At 32.8% G+C, this 17,155-nt stretch carries 22 protein-coding genes; 12 read left to right on the top strand and 10 right to left on the bottom strand.

All coding sequences use genetic code 11. From position 1 onward, the window contains the following. Positions 1–19: 19 nt before the first annotated feature. The gene (locus Nisw_RS06680) at positions 20–352 is read right to left on the bottom strand and encodes a hypothetical protein (protein ID WP_141977607.1); all 333 of its coding nucleotides are present in this window, start codon (positions 350–352) and stop codon (positions 20–22) included. Between the two features lie 277 nt (positions 353–629). After that, on the bottom strand, positions 630–1,025 hold the full coding sequence (locus tag Nisw_RS06675; protein ID WP_141977605.1) for a hypothetical protein: 396 nt from the start codon (positions 1,023–1,025) through the stop codon (positions 630–632). Between the two features lie 134 nt (positions 1,026–1,159). Here Nisw_RS06675 and Nisw_RS06670 point away from each other — a divergent pair, with 134 nt between their 5' ends. Next, positions 1,160–1,345, top strand: a complete 186-nt coding sequence (locus Nisw_RS06670) for a hypothetical protein (RefSeq protein ID WP_141977603.1) — start codon at positions 1,160–1,162, stop codon at positions 1,343–1,345. 99 nt (positions 1,346–1,444) lie between these two features. Continuing rightward, on the top strand, positions 1,445–3,139 hold the full coding sequence (locus tag Nisw_RS06665; protein ID WP_141977601.1) for an acetolactate synthase large subunit: 1,695 nt from the start codon (positions 1,445–1,447) through the stop codon (positions 3,137–3,139). Positions 3,140–3,146: 7 nt separating this feature from the next. On the opposite strand, the gene Nisw_RS06660 is transcribed toward Nisw_RS06665, so the two are convergent. The 3 genes from Nisw_RS06660 to Nisw_RS06650 form a co-directional block, all read right to left on the bottom strand. Next, positions 3,147–3,644 (bottom strand): hypothetical protein, encoded by a 498-nt coding sequence (locus Nisw_RS06660; RefSeq protein ID WP_141977600.1) that lies wholly within the window; start codon positions 3,642–3,644, stop codon positions 3,147–3,149. A 68-nt stretch (positions 3,645–3,712) separates the two neighbouring features. After that, on the bottom strand, positions 3,713–4,012 hold the full coding sequence (locus Nisw_RS06655) for a hypothetical protein (protein ID WP_141977598.1): 300 nt from the start codon (positions 4,010–4,012) through the stop codon (positions 3,713–3,715). Positions 4,013–4,067: 55 nt separating this feature from the next. After that, positions 4,068–5,273, bottom strand: a complete 1,206-nt coding sequence (locus Nisw_RS06650) for a cation:proton antiporter (RefSeq protein WP_185736590.1) — start codon at positions 5,271–5,273, stop codon at positions 4,068–4,070. A gap of 145 nt (positions 5,274–5,418) precedes the next feature. On the opposite strand from Nisw_RS06650, the gene Nisw_RS06645 reads away from it, so the two are divergent. From Nisw_RS06645 to Nisw_RS06630, 4 genes are all read left to right on the top strand, one after another. After that, the gene (locus tag Nisw_RS06645; RefSeq protein WP_141977594.1) at positions 5,419–5,850 is read left to right on the top strand and encodes a universal stress protein; all 432 of its coding nucleotides are present in this window, start codon (positions 5,419–5,421) and stop codon (positions 5,848–5,850) included. A 108-nt stretch (positions 5,851–5,958) separates the two neighbouring features. After that, positions 5,959–6,762, top strand: a complete 804-nt coding sequence (locus tag Nisw_RS06640; RefSeq protein WP_141977592.1) for a winged helix-turn-helix domain-containing protein — start codon at positions 5,959–5,961, stop codon at positions 6,760–6,762. A gap of 75 nt (positions 6,763–6,837) precedes the next feature. Beyond that, positions 6,838–7,476 carry a plastocyanin/azurin family copper-binding protein gene (locus Nisw_RS06635; protein ID WP_141977591.1) on the top strand — a complete coding sequence of 213 codons (639 nt, stop codon included), beginning with the start codon at positions 6,838–6,840 and terminating at the stop codon, positions 7,474–7,476. Between the two features lie 42 nt (positions 7,477–7,518). After that, positions 7,519–7,812: a hypothetical protein gene (locus Nisw_RS06630; protein WP_141977589.1), complete on the top strand. Its 294-nt coding sequence runs from the start codon at positions 7,519–7,521 to the stop codon at positions 7,810–7,812. A 119-nt stretch (positions 7,813–7,931) separates the two neighbouring features. Here Nisw_RS06630 and Nisw_RS06625 read toward each other — a convergent pair whose 3' ends face one another. Continuing rightward, positions 7,932–8,687, bottom strand: a complete 756-nt coding sequence (locus tag Nisw_RS06625) for an asparagine synthase C-terminal domain-containing protein (protein WP_141977587.1) — start codon at positions 8,685–8,687, stop codon at positions 7,932–7,934. 74 nt (positions 8,688–8,761) lie between these two features. Here Nisw_RS06625 and Nisw_RS06620 point away from each other — a divergent pair, with 74 nt between their 5' ends. After that, on the top strand, positions 8,762–9,046 hold the full coding sequence (locus Nisw_RS06620) for a 4a-hydroxytetrahydrobiopterin dehydratase (RefSeq protein ID WP_141977585.1): 285 nt from the start codon (positions 8,762–8,764) through the stop codon (positions 9,044–9,046). A gap of 111 nt (positions 9,047–9,157) precedes the next feature. Next, positions 9,158–9,754, top strand: a complete 597-nt coding sequence (locus Nisw_RS06615) for a plastocyanin/azurin family copper-binding protein (RefSeq protein WP_141977583.1) — start codon at positions 9,158–9,160, stop codon at positions 9,752–9,754. Between the two features lie 73 nt (positions 9,755–9,827). On the opposite strand, the gene Nisw_RS06610 is transcribed toward Nisw_RS06615, so the two are convergent. Then, on the bottom strand, positions 9,828–10,664 hold the full coding sequence (locus Nisw_RS06610) for a hypothetical protein (protein WP_141977581.1): 837 nt from the start codon (positions 10,662–10,664) through the stop codon (positions 9,828–9,830). A 139-nt stretch (positions 10,665–10,803) separates the two neighbouring features. Here Nisw_RS06610 and Nisw_RS06605 point away from each other — a divergent pair, with 139 nt between their 5' ends. Together Nisw_RS06605 and Nisw_RS06600 are read left to right on the top strand one after the other, a co-directional pair. Further along, on the top strand, positions 10,804–11,622 hold the full coding sequence (locus Nisw_RS06605) for a 6-carboxytetrahydropterin synthase (RefSeq protein ID WP_141977579.1): 819 nt from the start codon (positions 10,804–10,806) through the stop codon (positions 11,620–11,622). 118 nt (positions 11,623–11,740) lie between these two features. Then, positions 11,741–12,343: a hypothetical protein gene (locus tag Nisw_RS06600; RefSeq protein ID WP_141977577.1), complete on the top strand. Its 603-nt coding sequence runs from the start codon at positions 11,741–11,743 to the stop codon at positions 12,341–12,343. Between the two features lie 141 nt (positions 12,344–12,484). Here the strand turns inward: Nisw_RS06600 and Nisw_RS06595 are convergent, their stop codons facing one another. Together Nisw_RS06595 and Nisw_RS06590 are read right to left on the bottom strand one after the other, a co-directional pair. After that, positions 12,485–13,021 carry a hypothetical protein gene (locus tag Nisw_RS06595; RefSeq protein ID WP_141977575.1) on the bottom strand — a complete coding sequence of 179 codons (537 nt, stop codon included), beginning with the start codon at positions 13,019–13,021 and terminating at the stop codon, positions 12,485–12,487. 1 nt (position 13,022) lies between these two features. Next, positions 13,023–13,751: a hypothetical protein gene (locus Nisw_RS06590; protein WP_141977573.1), complete on the bottom strand. Its 729-nt coding sequence runs from the start codon at positions 13,749–13,751 to the stop codon at positions 13,023–13,025. A 177-nt stretch (positions 13,752–13,928) separates the two neighbouring features. On the opposite strand from Nisw_RS06590, the gene Nisw_RS06585 reads away from it, so the two are divergent. Then, complete coding sequence (locus Nisw_RS06585) at positions 13,929–14,336, top strand: hypothetical protein (protein WP_141977571.1); 408 nt, start codon at positions 13,929–13,931, stop codon at positions 14,334–14,336. Further along, positions 14,333–14,704, top strand: coding sequence for a hypothetical protein (locus Nisw_RS06580; protein WP_141977569.1), 372 nt, complete (start codon positions 14,333–14,335; stop codon positions 14,702–14,704). Before Nisw_RS06585 ends, Nisw_RS06580 begins: the two co-directional genes overlap by 4 nt. 127 nt (positions 14,705–14,831) lie before the next feature. On the opposite strand, the gene Nisw_RS06575 is transcribed toward Nisw_RS06580, so the two are convergent. Continuing rightward, positions 14,832–17,147, bottom strand: a complete 2,316-nt coding sequence (locus tag Nisw_RS06575) for a valine--tRNA ligase (RefSeq protein ID WP_141977567.1) — start codon at positions 17,145–17,147, stop codon at positions 14,832–14,834. Positions 17,148–17,155: the final 8 nt, after the last annotated feature.

The raw sequence follows: 17,155 nt of genomic DNA, 5'->3' as shown, positions 1-17,155 counted from the left end.
AAAAAGAGTAGTTTTGAGTCTACTTTGTTTGGGTTGCTTTTTTGAGTGCCTTTGTATAATCAGACTTTCTTTTTCTTGCAGATTTTTCTGCAGTTCGTAAAGCCTTTTTCATACTTTTGACTTTGTTTTCGGCTTTTTGAAGATCTTTCTTTCTTCTGTTTGCAACTTGTTGTGCTCTACGTTTTGCTTTACTTACTGCTTTTTTTGCAGTACGTTTAGCAGTACGTTTAGCTTTAGTTGCAGTCTTCTTGGCCTTTCGTCTTGTAGTCTTTGCTGCTTTTCTTGCTGTACGTTTTACAGTGCGTTTAGCTTTTTTAGCAACTTTTTTGACTCTGCTTTTTGCTTTTGCCATAAAAAAATTAAGAATTATTACTGTTTAAATCCCAAGTAAATATTCAAACTGAGCTTTTGTTAATTTTTTTTAGTTAGAAAAGTTACGATCAGATCAACTATAATTTAAAATTATTTTTGAAACTCTATGAATAATTTAAGCTTGAAATAATATTTTCAAGAAACAATGTTAGAACAGTACATCATAATTAATTTCTACATCACAATACGGCTAAATGATTAACTGTGATGTCATTTCTACAACTTTCCATACCCATTAGCACACACCAATATTTTTGTCAGTTTGGCCACATATCTTTCCAGGAATCATAAAATGACGTCATTATTTGACAATAGGATGCCATTTCAGAAATAGATTTTTGTTTAATATTTTTCTGAAGTTCTGCTCCAAAGGTTTCAAAATTTTCAAGGGTAGGATTTGATTTAATTTTTTCATAATTATTCTTCAAGGATGGCATGTTTTCAAGACTGGTTTTCGGGATGGAATCAATCCAAGTATCTGAAAACTTTTTCATTATTTCAGGCGTGGAATTTCGGGATTTTTTGATTACATCCAAGTAAATTCGATTCATTTCAAGTGTTGCGTTATTTGCTGCCTGTATAGATGCATCAAGCATTCTTAAATTGTGGTAGTATTCACTTTTCAAATCAGACCACGTAGATTTTTGTTCCATGAATTATTTTAGTCATAAACATACTTAGATTTTCTTAAGCTAAGAGTAGGAAAATAAGCTAAAGATATGTAAAAAATATCACGCCATATTGGATCACAACAACATATTATACTTTAATTTGACACACAATTATGATGTCAGTTCTAACGTCAAAATCTATTTTGTACATAGTAATTGGAGTGTTGTTTTTAATTGCAGTGTTAATTTTGACATTTTCAAAACCATTTGGAGAGAACTGGATTATAGGTATCGGTTTTCTAGGAGGAGCTATAGGAGTACTAATACTTGGAATCTATGTTGGTTTAAAAAAAGTTGTTTAAAATCAACATAGTATATTGAATTATGTTCCATTCTAAATTTTAACCAATAAGAAAATAAATTTACAAATTACTTTTATGTTAATATTGTAAACTAATCTTATGAAAGCTTCTGATCTTTTTGTTAAATGTTTAGAGAAAGAGAATGTAGAATATATTTTTGGAATTCCAGGTGAAGAGAATTCAGATATTATGATGTCTATTGATAATTCAAAAATTAAGTTTATTCTTACAAGACATGAACAAGGAGCCGCATTTATGGCAGACGTGTATGGAAGATTGTCAGGGAAAGTTGGAGTATGTCTTGCAACTTTGGGTCCAGGTGCAACTAATCTTGCAACAGGAGTAGCCAATGCAAATATGGATAGATCCAGAGTACTAGCAATTACAGGTCAAACGGATTCATATCTCTTACACAAAGAATCCCACCAAAATTTGAATGTTGTAAGTATGTTCGAACCAATAACAAAATGGAGTTGGTCAATTAGAAACGCACAAAATATTCCAGAAATTGTTAGAAGAGCATTTAAAATTGCTCTAACAGAAAAACCTGGTGCAACACATATTGAATTGCCACAAGATGTAGCAAAGCAGGAATCAGACATTCCTCCAATTGGCTACAAAAAACTATACAGGCCAAAAGCCAATGAAACTCTCATAAAAAAAGCTGCGAAGATCATCCTTGATGCAAAAAAACCCATAATGATAGTTGGAAATGGATGTATTAGAGAAAAAGCAAGCAGTCATGTTAGAAAATTTGCTGAAAAAACCAAAATCTGTTCAATTAACACATTCATGGGAAAGGGAGTAATTCCAGATGATTGGAATACTCATCTGCACACATTAGGGATAAAAGATGCAGACCATGCATTACAAGCAGTACTTGACGCAGACGTTGTGATTTCAGTGGGATATGATCTTGTTGAATATAGTCCAAAAATGTGGAATGAAAAACTAGACAAAAAAATAGTTCATATCGATTTTACGCCTGCAGAGGTGTATACATACTATAGACCAGATGTAGAAATTGTTTCAGATGTACAGTATGCAGTTGATCAGATTTTAGAGGAAATGAATCAACAATGCGGTGTTAACAAGGAACTAGTTTCATACCCTAGAAAGAAAATGCCAGAAGAGTTTCAAAAAATTCGAAATGAAGTTACTGAAAGAATCAATACGTTTGAAAATGATTCAGCATATCCAATGAAACCAGAAAAAATCATCTTGGATGTAAGAAAAGAGTTAGAACGTTCAGATATTGTAATTTCAGATGTGGGGACACACAAATTATGGATAGCAAAAGTATACAATACATACGAGCCAAATACATGTATCATACCTAATGGATTTGCATCTATGGGATTTGCATTACCTGGTGCAATAGGTGCAAAATTAGCATTTCCAGAAAAAACAATTGTTGCAATGTCTGGAGATGGGGGTTTTCTAATGAATGTTCAAGAAATAGAAACTGCAGTAAGACTAAAGATTCCAATAATAGTAATAGTATGGATAGATGACGGATTAAATTTGATTAAACTAAAACAAAATCATGAGTTTGGTCAAAGTGTGGCAACAGAGTTTGGGAATCCAGATATTGTAAAGCTTGCAGAAAGTTTTGGAGCTAAAGGGTTCTATGCAAAAACAGTAAAAGAATTTCAAAAATATGTTAAAGCAGCAAAAAAAGAAAAAAGCATTCCAACAATTATAGGCGTTAGCGTAGACTATTCACGTAATCCAATTCTATTAGATGATGATTATCAACCATATGTAGAATCACTTGAAAATAAATCAAAGTAATGATGATCTAAATACGAAGTTCCTCAAGAGGCATACGTGCTGCAATCCTGGCAATTTCTGAAGATTTTACTGCTTTTTCCATAGCATCTTTTGCAGTTTTAGCAGCACGAATAGATGCATTGATTTGAATACGATAAGTTTTTTGATATTTTTTTGTTAATTGTGATGTTTTCATCTTTCTAGAGGTTATCAAAGCAGAATTTGCTGCTTTTTTTGAAGCAAGTGCAGCATATTTTGCTTTTTTAGTGTACGAAACAGCTTTTGATGTTGCTTTTTTTACTGCCAAAAGTCTAGATTGAGCACGAGATTCAGCAAGTTTTGCACCTTTCATGGTTTTTTCAGTTGCAAGTTCAATGTCATGCATAATCTTAGTTAATTCTTTGAGTTGAGAGTGTTGTATTGGGTTTTTTGATTTTTTTGCCAACAGTTTCTCAGAAGCAGTTCTAACTTCTTGTGCATTATGAATTGCCCTTTTAGCGTGTTTTATTTGGGATTTAAGATCCATATCAGAATTTTTGAATTAGAGTATTTTTTAATTTTGATTTAAAAAAATTAATTAAACAAAATAATTTTTTATTGTATAGTTTTTGAATATTGCAACTCAAGTTTTTTGATTTCTTTTTGAAGATTCAAACTAATGGTAATTGCTTGTTTTGCTTTTAATATCGAACGTTCTCTACGCATCTGAATAGATGTTATTGAAGATGGAGAAATTGTATCCAATCCTTCAAAAGATATTCTTTGTTGTTCAGCTTTTTTGATTTCATCTTTAACAATTTGAAGTTGTTTTCGATATTTTTCTTTTAAATTTTTAATTTTTTTAGTGATATCCTTTTTTGAATTAGATGTTTTTGCAGGAATTTTATTTTTCAATCTACTCACAATATTGTGAGACATAATTGCTTATAATCTTTGAATTGTTTTTGTGTCATATGGTTGCTTCCTTTGAATGTTTTAAAGAGAATCTAGACATGATAGGAGCTAACACAGTAGTAATAAAACCAATTGCAACGATAACGGAGAATAATGTATGATCAATAATTCCTGCTTCTAATCCTATTACAGCAATTACAAGCTCAACCATACCTCTGCTATTCATCAAATACCCTATTGTCTTACTCTTGGATGTGGAGAATCCTGCAAGTTTTGCGCCCAAGAATCCACCACCAATTTTTCCAGCAATAGCAATTCCCAATAGTAGCAGAAATAGAGGCAAGACATCAGATAGGGATTGGGCGTGAAGTTCAGCACCTATAAAAGCAAAGAATACTGGCGAGAAGAATCCAAATGTGATTTTCCCATAAACATCGTTAATTGTTTCAAAGTGTTCTTTTCCAATCAGTTTTCTATAGATAATCAGGCCTGCAAAGAAAGTTCCAATGATGAAATGTAGTCCAGATAATTCTGCTATAACTGAAATTGTAAATGTTACAATTAACAAAATTGCAAATCCAGATTCTCGAGTTTTTAGTTTAGAAAAAATTGGAATAAACGTAGTTGGAATATGACGGCTGAATTTGCTTAGTAAAAAGTCAACAAGGAAAATTCCACCAATAAAAGCAACGATCTTTCCAGTAGATATTAGAACTTCCATCACATCAACATCAGAGGTAGTAGGTTCAACTGACATTTGGAGGATAATTGCCAGAATCACCAAAGACAAAATATCATTGATAATACCTGCAGTCATTACAGTGGTTCCAAGCTTGCTTTTTAGCAATCCAAATTCCATTAACACTACTGCACTAACGGGAACTGCAGTAATTGCTAATGTCAGCGACACAAATAACGACGTAACAAGTGGTTGATCAAGCACATGCATGATTCCAAACGTGCCAAGAAATGGAATAGAGAATGCAAGTAGTGATAGAATCATAGCCTTTTTTCCGGCTTTTTTAATCTCTTCAGGATGTAATTCTAGTCCTGCCAAGAACATCAAAAAGAAAACAGCTAGATCGATGAACACCAAAAACGATTCATCAGTATGAACAAGGTTTAGTAAAGTTGGTCCAACAATAACTCCTGCAAGTAAATGACCAACCATTGCAGGAAGTTTTAATCTCTTGAAAACCTCTCCTAAAATTACTGCAGAAACTAGCAGTATAAGGACATTGAAAACAAATTCTTCAGCCAAAATAATTCAGTAGTATTGAGATAGATTTCTAAATATACATAGCTCAAAAATATGTTAAAACGAAATATCATAAAAATGAGGCTAAGTTTTCCATGATTTTACTAGTACGCATTATTTTTAAACAGTATTTTGGTAAAATACACTGATGTTTTCAAAAATACTCATTCCATATGACGGAACAGCAAGTAGTAAGAAGGGGTTCAAGACAGGATTAAAGATTGCAAAAGATAACAAATCAACAATATCAGTCATTACTTGTGTAGAAAAAAAATCTACATTGGGTTTTTTCCAGTCAACATCAGACAAGAAAAAATTTGAGAGAGTAAAAAAAGAGATAATGTCACATATAGAACAACTAACAAAAGATGCAAAAAAGAACAATATCAGTATCAAATCAAATATAATTAAAAGTGATTTACCATCTGAAGCCATCACGAAATATGCAAAATCAAATAGCATAGATCTCATTGTTATTTCTAAAAGCAAACTCTCAACAATGTATGAGAAAAAATATTACAACAGCACTGTTGAAAATCTCATGAAAAATCCTCCTTGTTCAGTATTAATTGTAAAATAACTTTCAAAAAAAGGGAAATTTTGATTTTCAAGCTTAGATTATATCACATATCTTACAAACAGAGAGATAATTTGAAAAGAATTTAACTTGTAAAAAAAATGAAAAAATATGACACAGGACAAATACGAGGTAGTTGCTTCAAATTTTTTGGAATTAGCTAGTGAACAACGTTTAAAGATTTTATCAAATCTCAATAATAAGCCATTTCGTGTTTCAGAGCTTGCAAAAAAAATTGGAGTCACATCACAAGAAATACACCGAAATCTAGAAAGATTATCAAATACAGGATTTGTAAAAAAAGGATCAGATGAGCATTTTAGAATAACAACTATTGGAAAATTAATGTTAAGCCAGATGCCTTTGATGTTTTTCATTACAAAAAATCAGAAATATTTTTCGTCTCATGATGTAAGTGTTTTACCTATCAAGTTTAGCAGAAGATTAGGAGTACTTGAGAATTGTGAGCACATCAAAGGAGTTACAAACGTACTTGACACATGGAAGAAAATTTACAAAAACTCAAAAGAGTATGTTTGTGACATTATCAATGAAGCACCAGTAGGAATGGAAGAAGTTTTAGTAAAAAGAATCAAAGAAGGTGTAAAATATAGACACATTTTGAGTGAAGACCTAGATGAGCATGAAGGAAGAACATCAAAACTTGAGAAAATAGGATACTATGAATTAATAAAGAAAAAAATGATTGAACGCAAGGAAATCAAATCAATAGGAATAATTTTGATTCTAAATGAGAAAGAGGCAGGCATAATATTTCCAACTTCAGATGGAGAACCAGATCTGAGACACATGTTTTATGGGAAGACAGTATTATTCCAAGATTGGTGTGTGGACTATTTTGAGCACAACTGGAAGAAAGGACATAAGATTAGTAGAACACATCCAACACGATAATACCATCAAAAATCCAGCTTAATTTCATAATCATTGTTTAGACGATATGATATAGTATTTTGACATAGAAAAAATATGAAAGATTCAAACGACAAATTTGGAATCGCATTGTCTGTAGCAATCACTGCAATTGCAATAGCATTTGCAGGATCTCTTGGCATGTCACAAGAGGGTTCAATTCAACCACAAGGGCAAGCCATCATTGAACGTACAACAAACGAGCTACAAAATATTCCAGAGATTACTGAAGAAAGAGCATCAAATGTAGTTGACAAAGCATCGATTATTACCTCAGAATTAGGGGAGGCAGTAGTCGAAGCAGACACTGTTGATGAATTAGTTGAAAATACTGCAGATGTAGTAGAAGACATAATTCCGGATGTTCCACCAGTTGTCAAACAAACTGATGGAAAACTGCTTGAACTAGTCAGCATACCTTCAGATACAGGAGTACCAGGTTGTGAAGAATCCAACACTTGTTTTATTCCAGCTGACATAACAACAGCTGAAGGTACAGAGATAATCTGGACAAACCACGATACCGTAGCACATACAATTACTTCAGGTAATCCACATGATGGTCCTGATGGGTTGTTTGATAGTGGATTAATGATGCCAAATGAGACCTATTCAATCAAGTTAGATCTTGCATTTGAATACGACTACTTTTGTATTGTACACCCATGGATGCAAGGCATCATTACTGTAGAGTAGGCTTCCAACAATTTTTTATTTTTGAATAGCTTTTGAGAAACGATGTCATTAAGAAAACCCCGTATAAGAAAACCCAAAATTCCAAAATTAAAAAAACCTCTAGTACGTAAAAGAAAAACTCTAAAGAAAAAAGTGATACCAACAACTATCAAAAAAACCAGAAAAACAACAAAGAAACACAATACAAAGAGAACTACAAAAACTCAACTTGGAACGTGTTATCTGCAAAAAGGTTGCAGGCAAGTAATATCAAAAAACGTTACAAAAACAAAATGCAAATTATTAGGAGGAAAAAGCTGGAAGAAAAAAGATGGGAATTGTGAAGTTATACGATAAGTTGAATTTTTGAAAATAAGATCAAATGATTAAGACAAGCAGCATATTACAATATCTTATAGGCAGTAATGGTAGTTCAGAGGGATTTGAGTTGAACCATTTTTGTAAAATGATTTAGTTTATCTAGTCTTTAGCAGAGTTTTGTGAATTTTAGAGCCATACTGTAGTGCTTTTTTTCTTTTGTTACAAGAAACCTCAGGGACACCGACTTGTTTTGCTAGATTTCGTATGATATGTTTTCTGTACAAATCTTCAGAATCTGTAATTTTTTCTGAGATTGGAACAGTCTTTGCATATTCAATGAAATCTGATGATAGTAATGGTTGCAGGATTTTTACTCCAAATTCAGATGCAATCATGTTGACTGCCTTCATCATTTTCAATTCATTGTCTAATTTTGAATCCATCACTTCGTTGATCTTGGATTCACCGCCAGAATATGCTTCTCTATAGGCATTGTACCCACAAAACAACTCGTCAATTCCGTTTGCAGTGATTACTGTATCAATTCCCAAACTCTTTGCAAGTTTTGATACATAGTAAAACGCAATACAGTTTTCATTCCATGAGAGATTGTCAGTCTTGATTTTCTCATGAATACTAGATGGTATTGATGGAAAGTCTTTAGGATCAATTTCCAGTACATGGTGAGTATAGTCTAGTTGTTCATTGACTTCCTTTGCAAACAAAATATCATGAGATTCAGAGAATCCAATTGTAAGTAACGTAATGTCATAGTTCATGTCTTTGCAGATTTTTGATACTAGCGTACTGTCAACTCCACCTGAATATGCAATTCCAATTTTTTTATCTGGAACGGTTTGAGTTATTGCAGTTTTGATTTTTTCAAATAACTCTTGATACTTTGCATCCATGTATATCACTGAATTCTACAAAGGGTAATGAATCAAACTCTTTAACTATTAATTGAATGGAATAATACTGAAAAATGATGAGACTATCACAAGAAGAGATTGCCGAAGAGCTGAAAAATTTGCCAGGATGGAGTGTTGTTAATGACAAACTGCATAGAGAAATCCAGTTTGATAGCTTTAACCAAGCATTTGGGTTTATGACTATGGCAGCAATGGAGATTGAAAAGATGAATCATCATCCAGAGTGGTTTAACGTATACAACAAACTCGTAATAGAACTGACAACCCATGATGCAGGCGGCATCACAAGAAATGATATCAATCTGGCCCGAATCCTAAACTCTCTACTAAGACATTAGACTATGAGTTTGTATGAATTATGACTAAAAGAATTCAAAATTTAGTGATGTGATAACCATTAATGAAAATTGTAATTTCTCTTTATTAGCGTGAGGGTAGGTTTTTAGCTCATGAGTTCTATGGATAAAATGGGTATGGTAGTTGCAGTGGCAATTGTTGCTGCTGCAGTAGGGTTTACAATGACTGGCGGGACAGGCTCACCTTCAGACATACCCACAGCAGTTACTCCTGCCATAGAACAAGCAAAAGAACTAAAAAAAGACATAGAGCCCGCAGTTGAAAAAATCAAAGAACTATCTGAATCAGGTTCTAAAGCTGTTGAAGATGTAACTGAAAAAGCAAAGGATGTCATAAAAGAAACAAAAGATCTAAGTGAAACAGCCAAAGAGTTTACTACTTCAAAACTACCTTCAAGATTGGTAAGCATTCCAGCAGGAACATCTGTTCCAGGATGTGAAGAGGCTGACAAATGTTACGAGCCTTCATCATTGATAATTTTCAAAGGCGCAGAAATTATTTGGAGAAATGATGATTCTTCAGCACATACTGTAACTAGTGGAAATATCATTGAAGGTCCTGATGGAAAGTTTGATAGTGCGCTAATAATGTCTGGTGAAACTTTTTCATACAAATTTGTAGAGTCTGGAGAGTATGATTATTTCTGCATGATTCATCCATGGGCAAATGCTTCAGTTACCGTAAAATGAATATGATTTTCTAAAAATGATATTCAATCACAAAATAATAGTTTGAAAGTACGAATTATGGCTAAAATTGAGACTATTCTAACACAATCAAAGTGCCTGTCATCATATTATGATCAGGATCACAGTACAGTTTGTCGGGATTGTAAGGCAGTCCACAATAGAATGTGAAAACTCCTGGAGTATCTGCAACAAAGGTTACAGTATCTGCTCCGACTCTGGGTTCAAGCATGTCTGAATTTACATTAAATGCAGGAACTGACAATGTGTGTGCATGTTTTCTTGGATTAGTAATTTCAAGAACTACAGTATCGCCTTGATTAACAATTATGATGTTTGGTTCCCATACATGTAATTCAACAAATGCAATCTCTTCTTCTCCTTGTTCATTTTCAACTTCAGCGTAAAACTCTACTTCTTCCATACTGATTTGAAATGTTCTAGTTTGAGGTTCTGCATCTGTAGGAATTGTTTGCAAAGATTGAGAACTCATCATTCCTTGGCTCATCATTCCAGAACCCATCATGTGACCTCCCATCATCATGTTACTTCCCATCATCATGTTCATCATGTCTTGATTAGTCATCATATAGTCCATCATTGCCTGATTATTCATCATGTGATTCATCATTTGTTGCTGCAATTCTGGATCATTCATCATTGTAGTCATCATTGGACCCATCATCTGGTTCATGTGTTGAGGATCAGACATCATCATGTCATGCATTTGTTGCATTGCTTGTGGATCATTCATCATTGTAGTCATCCACTGGTTCATTTGTTGAGGATCATTCATCATTTGTTGAGAATTCATCATTGGTGTTGTTGTTGGTTGTAAAGCAGCATATCCTATTCCTATACCTGCAAAAAATACTCCAACTGCAATTCCTATTAGAATTCCCTGACTAACCAATACAAGATATCAGAATATTTTAGAATATTAGGATATATGATAAAATCAAAAATTAGAATGGATTTTGTGCTTAAAATTCCTGTTTTAGGCACAAAAATTTTCAGAATTTATATAATGACTCTGGGGCAGATGAGTTCACATGGCAACAAGTCCCGCAGTATTGGATTCAGATTTCAAGTATATTGACAAGAAAGGAAATTTGATGAGAACTCGAACAGAGCTTACAGTGGCACAGATGCTAGACTTTTTGGAAGATGAATATCAATACAATCACAAAGTCACATTGAAAAATGGAACTGAAGTAATGGTTGATTTTAAAACTGACAAGGGACTAATCGAAGTTATTGATAATGAAGATGACATTGCAAAATACAAACAAATCAAAGAAGACTTTCCAGACCAAAAAATTATGGCAATTGGACACGGAAAGTATGCTGCACAACTAAAGGAATTGCAAGATATTGTATTTTATGATAAAACACCACAAACTGGTTCTATCTTTTTAGATGATGCATCATTTGCATTTGACTATGCACATATCTTGCCACTAGTTGAGAAATGCTCCATTTTACACGGACACACATCATCTGTAATGGTAGAGTTGGTTGGACAGATGAAAAACAATTTACTGGTAGATTTTGGAGAAGCAAAAAAAATCGTTAAAGAAGTATTAACTGCATTTGATCACAAGTTTTTCATTAACAGAAAATATCTAAAAACTGAAGATGACTCTCACTATGTCATATCATTTGAGGGTCCTAAAGGAAGATTTGAGTTGCAAGTTCCAAAAAATACAACTTATCTTTTAGAAGGCGAAGCTACTGTAGAGAATCTTTCAAGTGAACTAATCAAATTACTAGCACCTAAAATGCCATCAAATGTTGAAGCAGTTGGTGTTTACATCTATGAAGGGTATAACAAAGGCTCTCACATTATTTCAAATATTTCTAGAGACTAGGGCATAACTATGCCAAACTATGCCATTTTTTTGATCTGACAGTATTGATTTGGTGTTGACTTGGGGTCAACATTTGGCTCAGGATCCAATTGAAGAGAAATAGGCACGTAATAGAACCATGGCACAAGTATCAAAAGATCCGCTTGATGTAAGTTCAGATTTTATCGAGTCTGGAAAATCATTGAAAAACACTTCCAGTAAAAGAAGTGGTCCATATTCTAAAGATGAAAAGATAAAGCGACAAAACGAAGTTCATAGATTACATTTTGAGTACGGATATTCAGCTAGAAAGATTGCAGAATTAATGAAGGTTAATAGAAATACAATTAATGACGACATTATTTTCTGGTATAACAAAATCTCACATAATGATGAAGTTCTAGATATTGAAAACTCCATTCTTGTGATTATCCAACGATTTAATGTTCAGCGTTCAAGACTACGTGAAAGTTTAGACAAGGCTGAAAATTTTCAACAGAAACATGCAATTGAAAGAATGATTTTTGATATTGATTCTAAAATTCTCAATACACGATTAAAAATGGAAAATTCAGTTATACGAATTCAAAAATTTGGAATTGAATATCTAAATAATTGGCTAAAAAAGAACAAAAAAAATGAAAGATATATGGCTTTATTGGACACCATATCTTTATCTGAAAAAGCTCATCAAAGAATTTCTAAAATTATTAAAGAAGATAGAAAGAAAATTGGAGTTTAGAGTTTTGAACCAAAATTCAAAGACGTGTGAGAGAGAAAATCACAAATACAAATGAGATTATTGATTATCAACAAAAATAGAATGCCCCCTTCGCGCATAAAAACTGACAAAAGTTATAAAAAAGATCACCTAAGATATGAATTAATTTAATTCTTCAAGAATATTTTCCCAAGAATAAACTCGCCTGAAATGATTTTTGATGTTTAATGATTTATTCCAAGGATGATTAAACACTAGAATTTTTTGTGTTTTTCCAATCCAATTAGAAATTTCTTCAAGGTGATCATCAATAATTACTTCAAGATTTTCTTCTTCTACACAGTGTTTATTCCCTTCATTAGTAAAGATGATTTTTTGGTATGAAACATCATTCTTTTCTAACCATTCAAGAGTTTTCTGTTTTGCTTGAACAGGGCGTGCAGTAACTAATATTATTTCATGTTTTTTAGCCAATGCCTTTAATCCTTCAATTGCACCGGGTTGAACACCCAAGTCATACTCAAATGTTTTAATGACTAGTTGTAATGTTTCATCCTTTGGAAGTCCTAAAACTTTCCATAGGTCATGTTGCTGGATATCCTCATATCCAAAATCAACTCCATATTCTTCTTTTACTAATTTTCTGAAAGATGTAACAAAATCTGATATTACTCCATCAATGTCTATTCCTATTCTCATGTTATACACTCGGTGGTTGATATCCTATAAGAACTGCAAGTAAGAATACAATACCAGATATAATTGGAATAATGTAAAATCCTTTAACAAAATTTCTTGATTTCTCAGGTTTACCAATTGCTTTACTTATCATTCTTGACATTCCAAAATATTTTCTTCCAAATTCTTTTTCTAATTTTTCAAATTCATCATCAAATTCATAACCTTTGGATACAGCTCCTTTTAGCATTTGGAAATAATATCCATAATCAATCCGGAACATTGTCAGTAGGATAATAATTCCTGAACAAATTATCAATATAGACGGATGGAAAGTCCAACCTATTGCCTCAATTTTTAGAGGATTAATTTCATTTGAAGCTAAAGAATACCCTGCTGCACCAAAAATTGCAAGAACTACAGAAAGAGTTGCAGTTCTGACTTTTATCAATAAATCATTAAAATGCATTTGAGTTTTAATTACAATTTCCCATTCTTTCATAATATTTGGTATATCAGATGTGCCAGTTTTTGGGAGTTGAACATCAACAACTTCAGGTTTTTCTGATTCTAATTTACTTAGTACTAAATCCAATTTTCCTTTGATTTCTTTATTTTCTTCAGAATTTTTTCCTGCAATTCCTTTAGCAATAAACCACGATGAAGATGTTAACAATATGGCAAATAATGCAGAATTTACAAATGATATGGCTGTAGTATCATAAGGAATTATCCATGGAGTTGCGATCATCAATCCGCCTATCACTAGGAAAACTACTAGCATGGGTTTTTTAATTTCTTCAAAAGCTTTTCCTTTAAAAAACAATGATCATCAAACAGATTAGATCTAAATAAATTCATACTTTATTCTCAAAAATTAATTTTTAATATACAAACTCATAAAGGCATACGACAATACATTAGTAGATTGGTTGATGATATAGTAATTGCTGGAATAATTTCTGCAATAAGTGCAGGAGCTGCAGGGGGAGGTCTTATTGTTAGTGCATTATCTAATAAAAGACAATCAAAGAAACAGCATTTAGAATTATTAAATGAATTAGAAAAGGAAATTGTGATTATTGAAAGAAGCAGAAAAACAATCAATGAAAAAGCATTTCTAGAAAATTATGGAAATATACATGAAAAAATAGCATACCTTGCATTAAATGGAATTATTGAGCCTAAAATTGCACTGTATTTTCGTTTTAGTTTTAATGAATTACAGAAACTTCTTGACAACCCAGAATACAGAGAATTCAAAGAAGATTATACGTATATCCAAGAATTTCGTTTGAAATACTATGCAGAATTTGTAAAAGGTGTAAGAGTTTGACAAATAAAATTAAACTTGTTAAAGGAATAAAATTCAAAACTATTTCTCCCATTTTTATAAAAATAATGATGACTGATGAAGGTAAGATAATTATTCCAAAAACATTTCCTATTCCGAAACAAATTCAAGTTAAGACTCTTACTCCAATAATTAAAATAAATTATAAAATTAAACCGGGAACAAAAATAAGATTACCACAAAAAACACATGTCATTGTTTCTGTAAAAAAATTTAAAAAATCTAAAGAAGGTTTTCTTATTTTTCCTAAGGGTACAATATTTAGACTTCAAAAAGATACAATTATTGAAGCTCCACGTAAGCCAGTTACTCCTGATGAAAATCAAAAAGGTAAAACAGATACTAGATGATTCTATTTTGTTTTACAATTAACAGCAAATTCTTCTATCTATAATTTCATCACCGTACTCATTCTAGTACTAGTAGTAGCATCCACTCTACCACGGTTCCCATTCTATCATAACATGAATCTAGGACTCATTCAAGATTATGCATTGACTGTAAATCTTTCTTAAATTCTGATAGACTTTCAGGAATTTCTATTGCAATAGAATCCTTTAATGATAATTCCTTTGCCTTTTTCTCATTCCATACTTTGGAATTAAACTGTACAACTTCTTCAGTGATTTTAGAATAATCTTCAGTCTCTTCAGATTCTGCTTGTCTTTCTGTGTGAATACTGGTATCAGAGTATAGTGTCTGCCATAGATGCTCTGTGATAAATGGTGTAATTGGCGCTAATAATTTTAGAACTGTAGATAATACTTTGTGTAGAGTGTAGATTGCAGCATCTCTTTCTTCTTCAGAAAATCCTTCTCCGTAGGCTCGTTTTTTGACCATTTCAATGTAATGAGCAGCAAATAGATTCCAAGTAAATTCTCTAATTGCAATTGCTGGAACAAAGAAATTGTATTGGTCATATCCTTTCTTGCAATCTTTAACTAAATTATTTAGTTCAGATAAAATCCATTTGTCAACTGTTGTAGGTTTTGCTTCTTTGACTATCGGGAAGCTAGACAAGAATCTTGAAACATTCCATAGCTTGCTCAAAAATTTCTTGGTTGACTCTATCTTTTGTTCATTACATCTAAAGTCATAACCATGATTAATCTCACTTGCACTCCAAAATCGGAATGTGTCAGCTCCAAATTTCTCAATTACTGGAAGTGGATCAATTGCATTTCCCTTACTTTTACTCATCTTCATTCCATTCTCATCAAGACCATATCCCATAATCCAAGCTTCAGTCCATGGTTTTTTGCCAGTTAACATGTCACATCGTAAAAGTGTGTAATACAACCATGTCCTTACGATATCTTTTGCTTGAGGCCTAAGTGATGTTGGATAAGTTTTTTCAAAGAATTCTGAATCCTTGTTATACTTTGTAACAAACAATGGTGAAACACTACTATCCATCCATGTATCAAATGTTCTATCTTCTCCAGTAAATTCACCATTTCCACACTTTGCACATTTTTCAATTGGACATTTTTCTTTCCATGGTTGATAGTATTTTCCTGGTTCTGGAACATGTGGTTCATTGCAACTAGAACAATACCAAATAGGAATCTCTGTTCCATAGTATCTTCTTCTTGAAATTGGCCAGTCAATAGATATGGAATCAAGCCAATTCATCAAAATTTGCTTGTGCATAGAGGGGTAAAACGTGATTTCTGAGCCTAATTTTCTCATTTTTTCAACAGAATCCTTCTGTTTGAGATAGTACTCCTCCATCGGAATAATCTCAATTGGAATCTTACTTCTTTCTGAAATTGGAGTTCTGTGATTAATCTCTTCAATTTTCTCTACAAATCCTTTAGCTTCCAAATCTTCAATAATTTTTTCTCTAGCTTGTTTTGGTTTTAGTCCTGCATATGCTCCTGCAGCTTCTGTCATCCTTCCATCCAAACCTATTGCAACAATTTCTTCAAGCTCCATTTCTCTAAACAATGCAACGTCGTTTTGATCACCGTAACTACAAACCATTACAGCTCCTGAACCAAAGTCTTGTTGAGCTGAATGATGAGTTTTAATTTCAACTTCTGCTCCAGTAATTGGAACTATCACCTTACTTCCAACAAATGAGGCATATCTTTCATCTTCAGGATTTACAATAATGGTACGACATGCACATAATAATTCTGGTCTTGTACTTGCAATGATAATTTCCTTATCTGTATCTTTAATCTTGAATTTCATGTGGACTAGTTTTGTCTGCAAGTCCTGATATGCAATTTCTGCATCAGCAATTGTAGTTCCTGAAACCCAATCATAGTTGTTAGGTCTTGTAGCTAGAACTATTTTTCCTTCCTTCCATAAAGTGATAAATGTAGATTGTGTTAATGCACGATATTCTTCTGAATCAGTTCTGTAATGGTTCTTCAAGTCTCCACTTAGACCGAGATTTGTCATAATCAACACCATCTCTTCTTCCAAGTCATCTAGTGCTTCTCTACACAAATTCAAAAATTCTCCACGTTCTGTCTCTCTCATTCTGATGTTGTGTTTTTTCTCAGTGTAGAATTCTACAGGCAAACCATTTCTGTCAATTCCAATTGGAAAGTAGACGTTTTTGCCATTCATGCGCGCAGTTCTTGCAATCATGTCTATCTGGGAGTAATGAGCTGCTGCTCCAATGTGCCAAGGCCTGCCTGAAGGATATGGTGGAGGCGTATCTATGGTGTAATTATCATCAGTTGGAGTGAATTTGTAAAGGTCTGACTCTTGCCATTTCTTTAGAACTTGTGCTTCTAATTCAGGATTCCAAGCTTTCTCTGTAATTTTTGGGTCCATTTTTAATT

The sequence above is a fragment of the Candidatus Nitrosopumilus sp. SW genome (assembly GCF_006740685.1).
Lineage (GTDB): Archaea > Thermoproteota > Nitrososphaeria > Nitrososphaerales > Nitrosopumilaceae > Nitrosopumilus.
Note: the sequence above shows the minus strand (reverse complement) of the source record. Positions and strands in the feature narration are given on the sequence as shown.

Coding starts and splice junctions, on each gene's coding strand:
- Nisw_RS06680 (WP_141977607.1), bottom strand. CDS start 352: ATGGCAAAAGCAAAAAGCAGAGTCAAAAAAGTTGCTAAAAAAGCTAAA.
- Nisw_RS06675 (WP_141977605.1), bottom strand. CDS start 1,025: ATGGAACAAAAATCTACGTGGTCTGATTTGAAAAGTGAATACTACCAC.
- Nisw_RS06670 (WP_141977603.1), top strand. CDS start 1,160: ATGTCAGTTCTAACGTCAAAATCTATTTTGTACATAGTAATTGGAGTG.
- Nisw_RS06665 (WP_141977601.1), top strand. CDS start 1,445: ATGAAAGCTTCTGATCTTTTTGTTAAATGTTTAGAGAAAGAGAATGTA.
- Nisw_RS06660 (WP_141977600.1), bottom strand. CDS start 3,644: ATGGATCTTAAATCCCAAATAAAACACGCTAAAAGGGCAATTCATAAT.
- Nisw_RS06645 (WP_141977594.1), top strand. CDS start 5,419: ATGTTTTCAAAAATACTCATTCCATATGACGGAACAGCAAGTAGTAAG.
- Nisw_RS06640 (WP_141977592.1), top strand. CDS start 5,959: ATGACACAGGACAAATACGAGGTAGTTGCTTCAAATTTTTTGGAATTA.
- Nisw_RS06635 (WP_141977591.1), top strand. CDS start 6,838: ATGAAAGATTCAAACGACAAATTTGGAATCGCATTGTCTGTAGCAATC.
- Nisw_RS06630 (WP_141977589.1), top strand. CDS start 7,519: ATGTCATTAAGAAAACCCCGTATAAGAAAACCCAAAATTCCAAAATTA.
- Nisw_RS06625 (WP_141977587.1), bottom strand. CDS start 8,687: ATGGATGCAAAGTATCAAGAGTTATTTGAAAAAATCAAAACTGCAATA.
- Nisw_RS06620 (WP_141977585.1), top strand. CDS start 8,762: ATGATGAGACTATCACAAGAAGAGATTGCCGAAGAGCTGAAAAATTTG.
- Nisw_RS06615 (WP_141977583.1), top strand. CDS start 9,158: ATGAGTTCTATGGATAAAATGGGTATGGTAGTTGCAGTGGCAATTGTT.
- Nisw_RS06605 (WP_141977579.1), top strand. CDS start 10,804: ATGGCAACAAGTCCCGCAGTATTGGATTCAGATTTCAAGTATATTGAC.
- Nisw_RS06600 (WP_141977577.1), top strand. CDS start 11,741: ATGGCACAAGTATCAAAAGATCCGCTTGATGTAAGTTCAGATTTTATC.
- Nisw_RS06595 (WP_141977575.1), bottom strand. CDS start 13,021: ATGAGAATAGGAATAGACATTGATGGAGTAATATCAGATTTTGTTACA.
- Nisw_RS06590 (WP_141977573.1), bottom strand. CDS start 13,751: ATGATCGCAACTCCATGGATAATTCCTTATGATACTACAGCCATATCA.
- Nisw_RS06575 (WP_141977567.1), bottom strand. CDS start 17,147: ATGGACCCAAAAATTACAGAGAAAGCTTGGAATCCTGAATTAGAAGCA.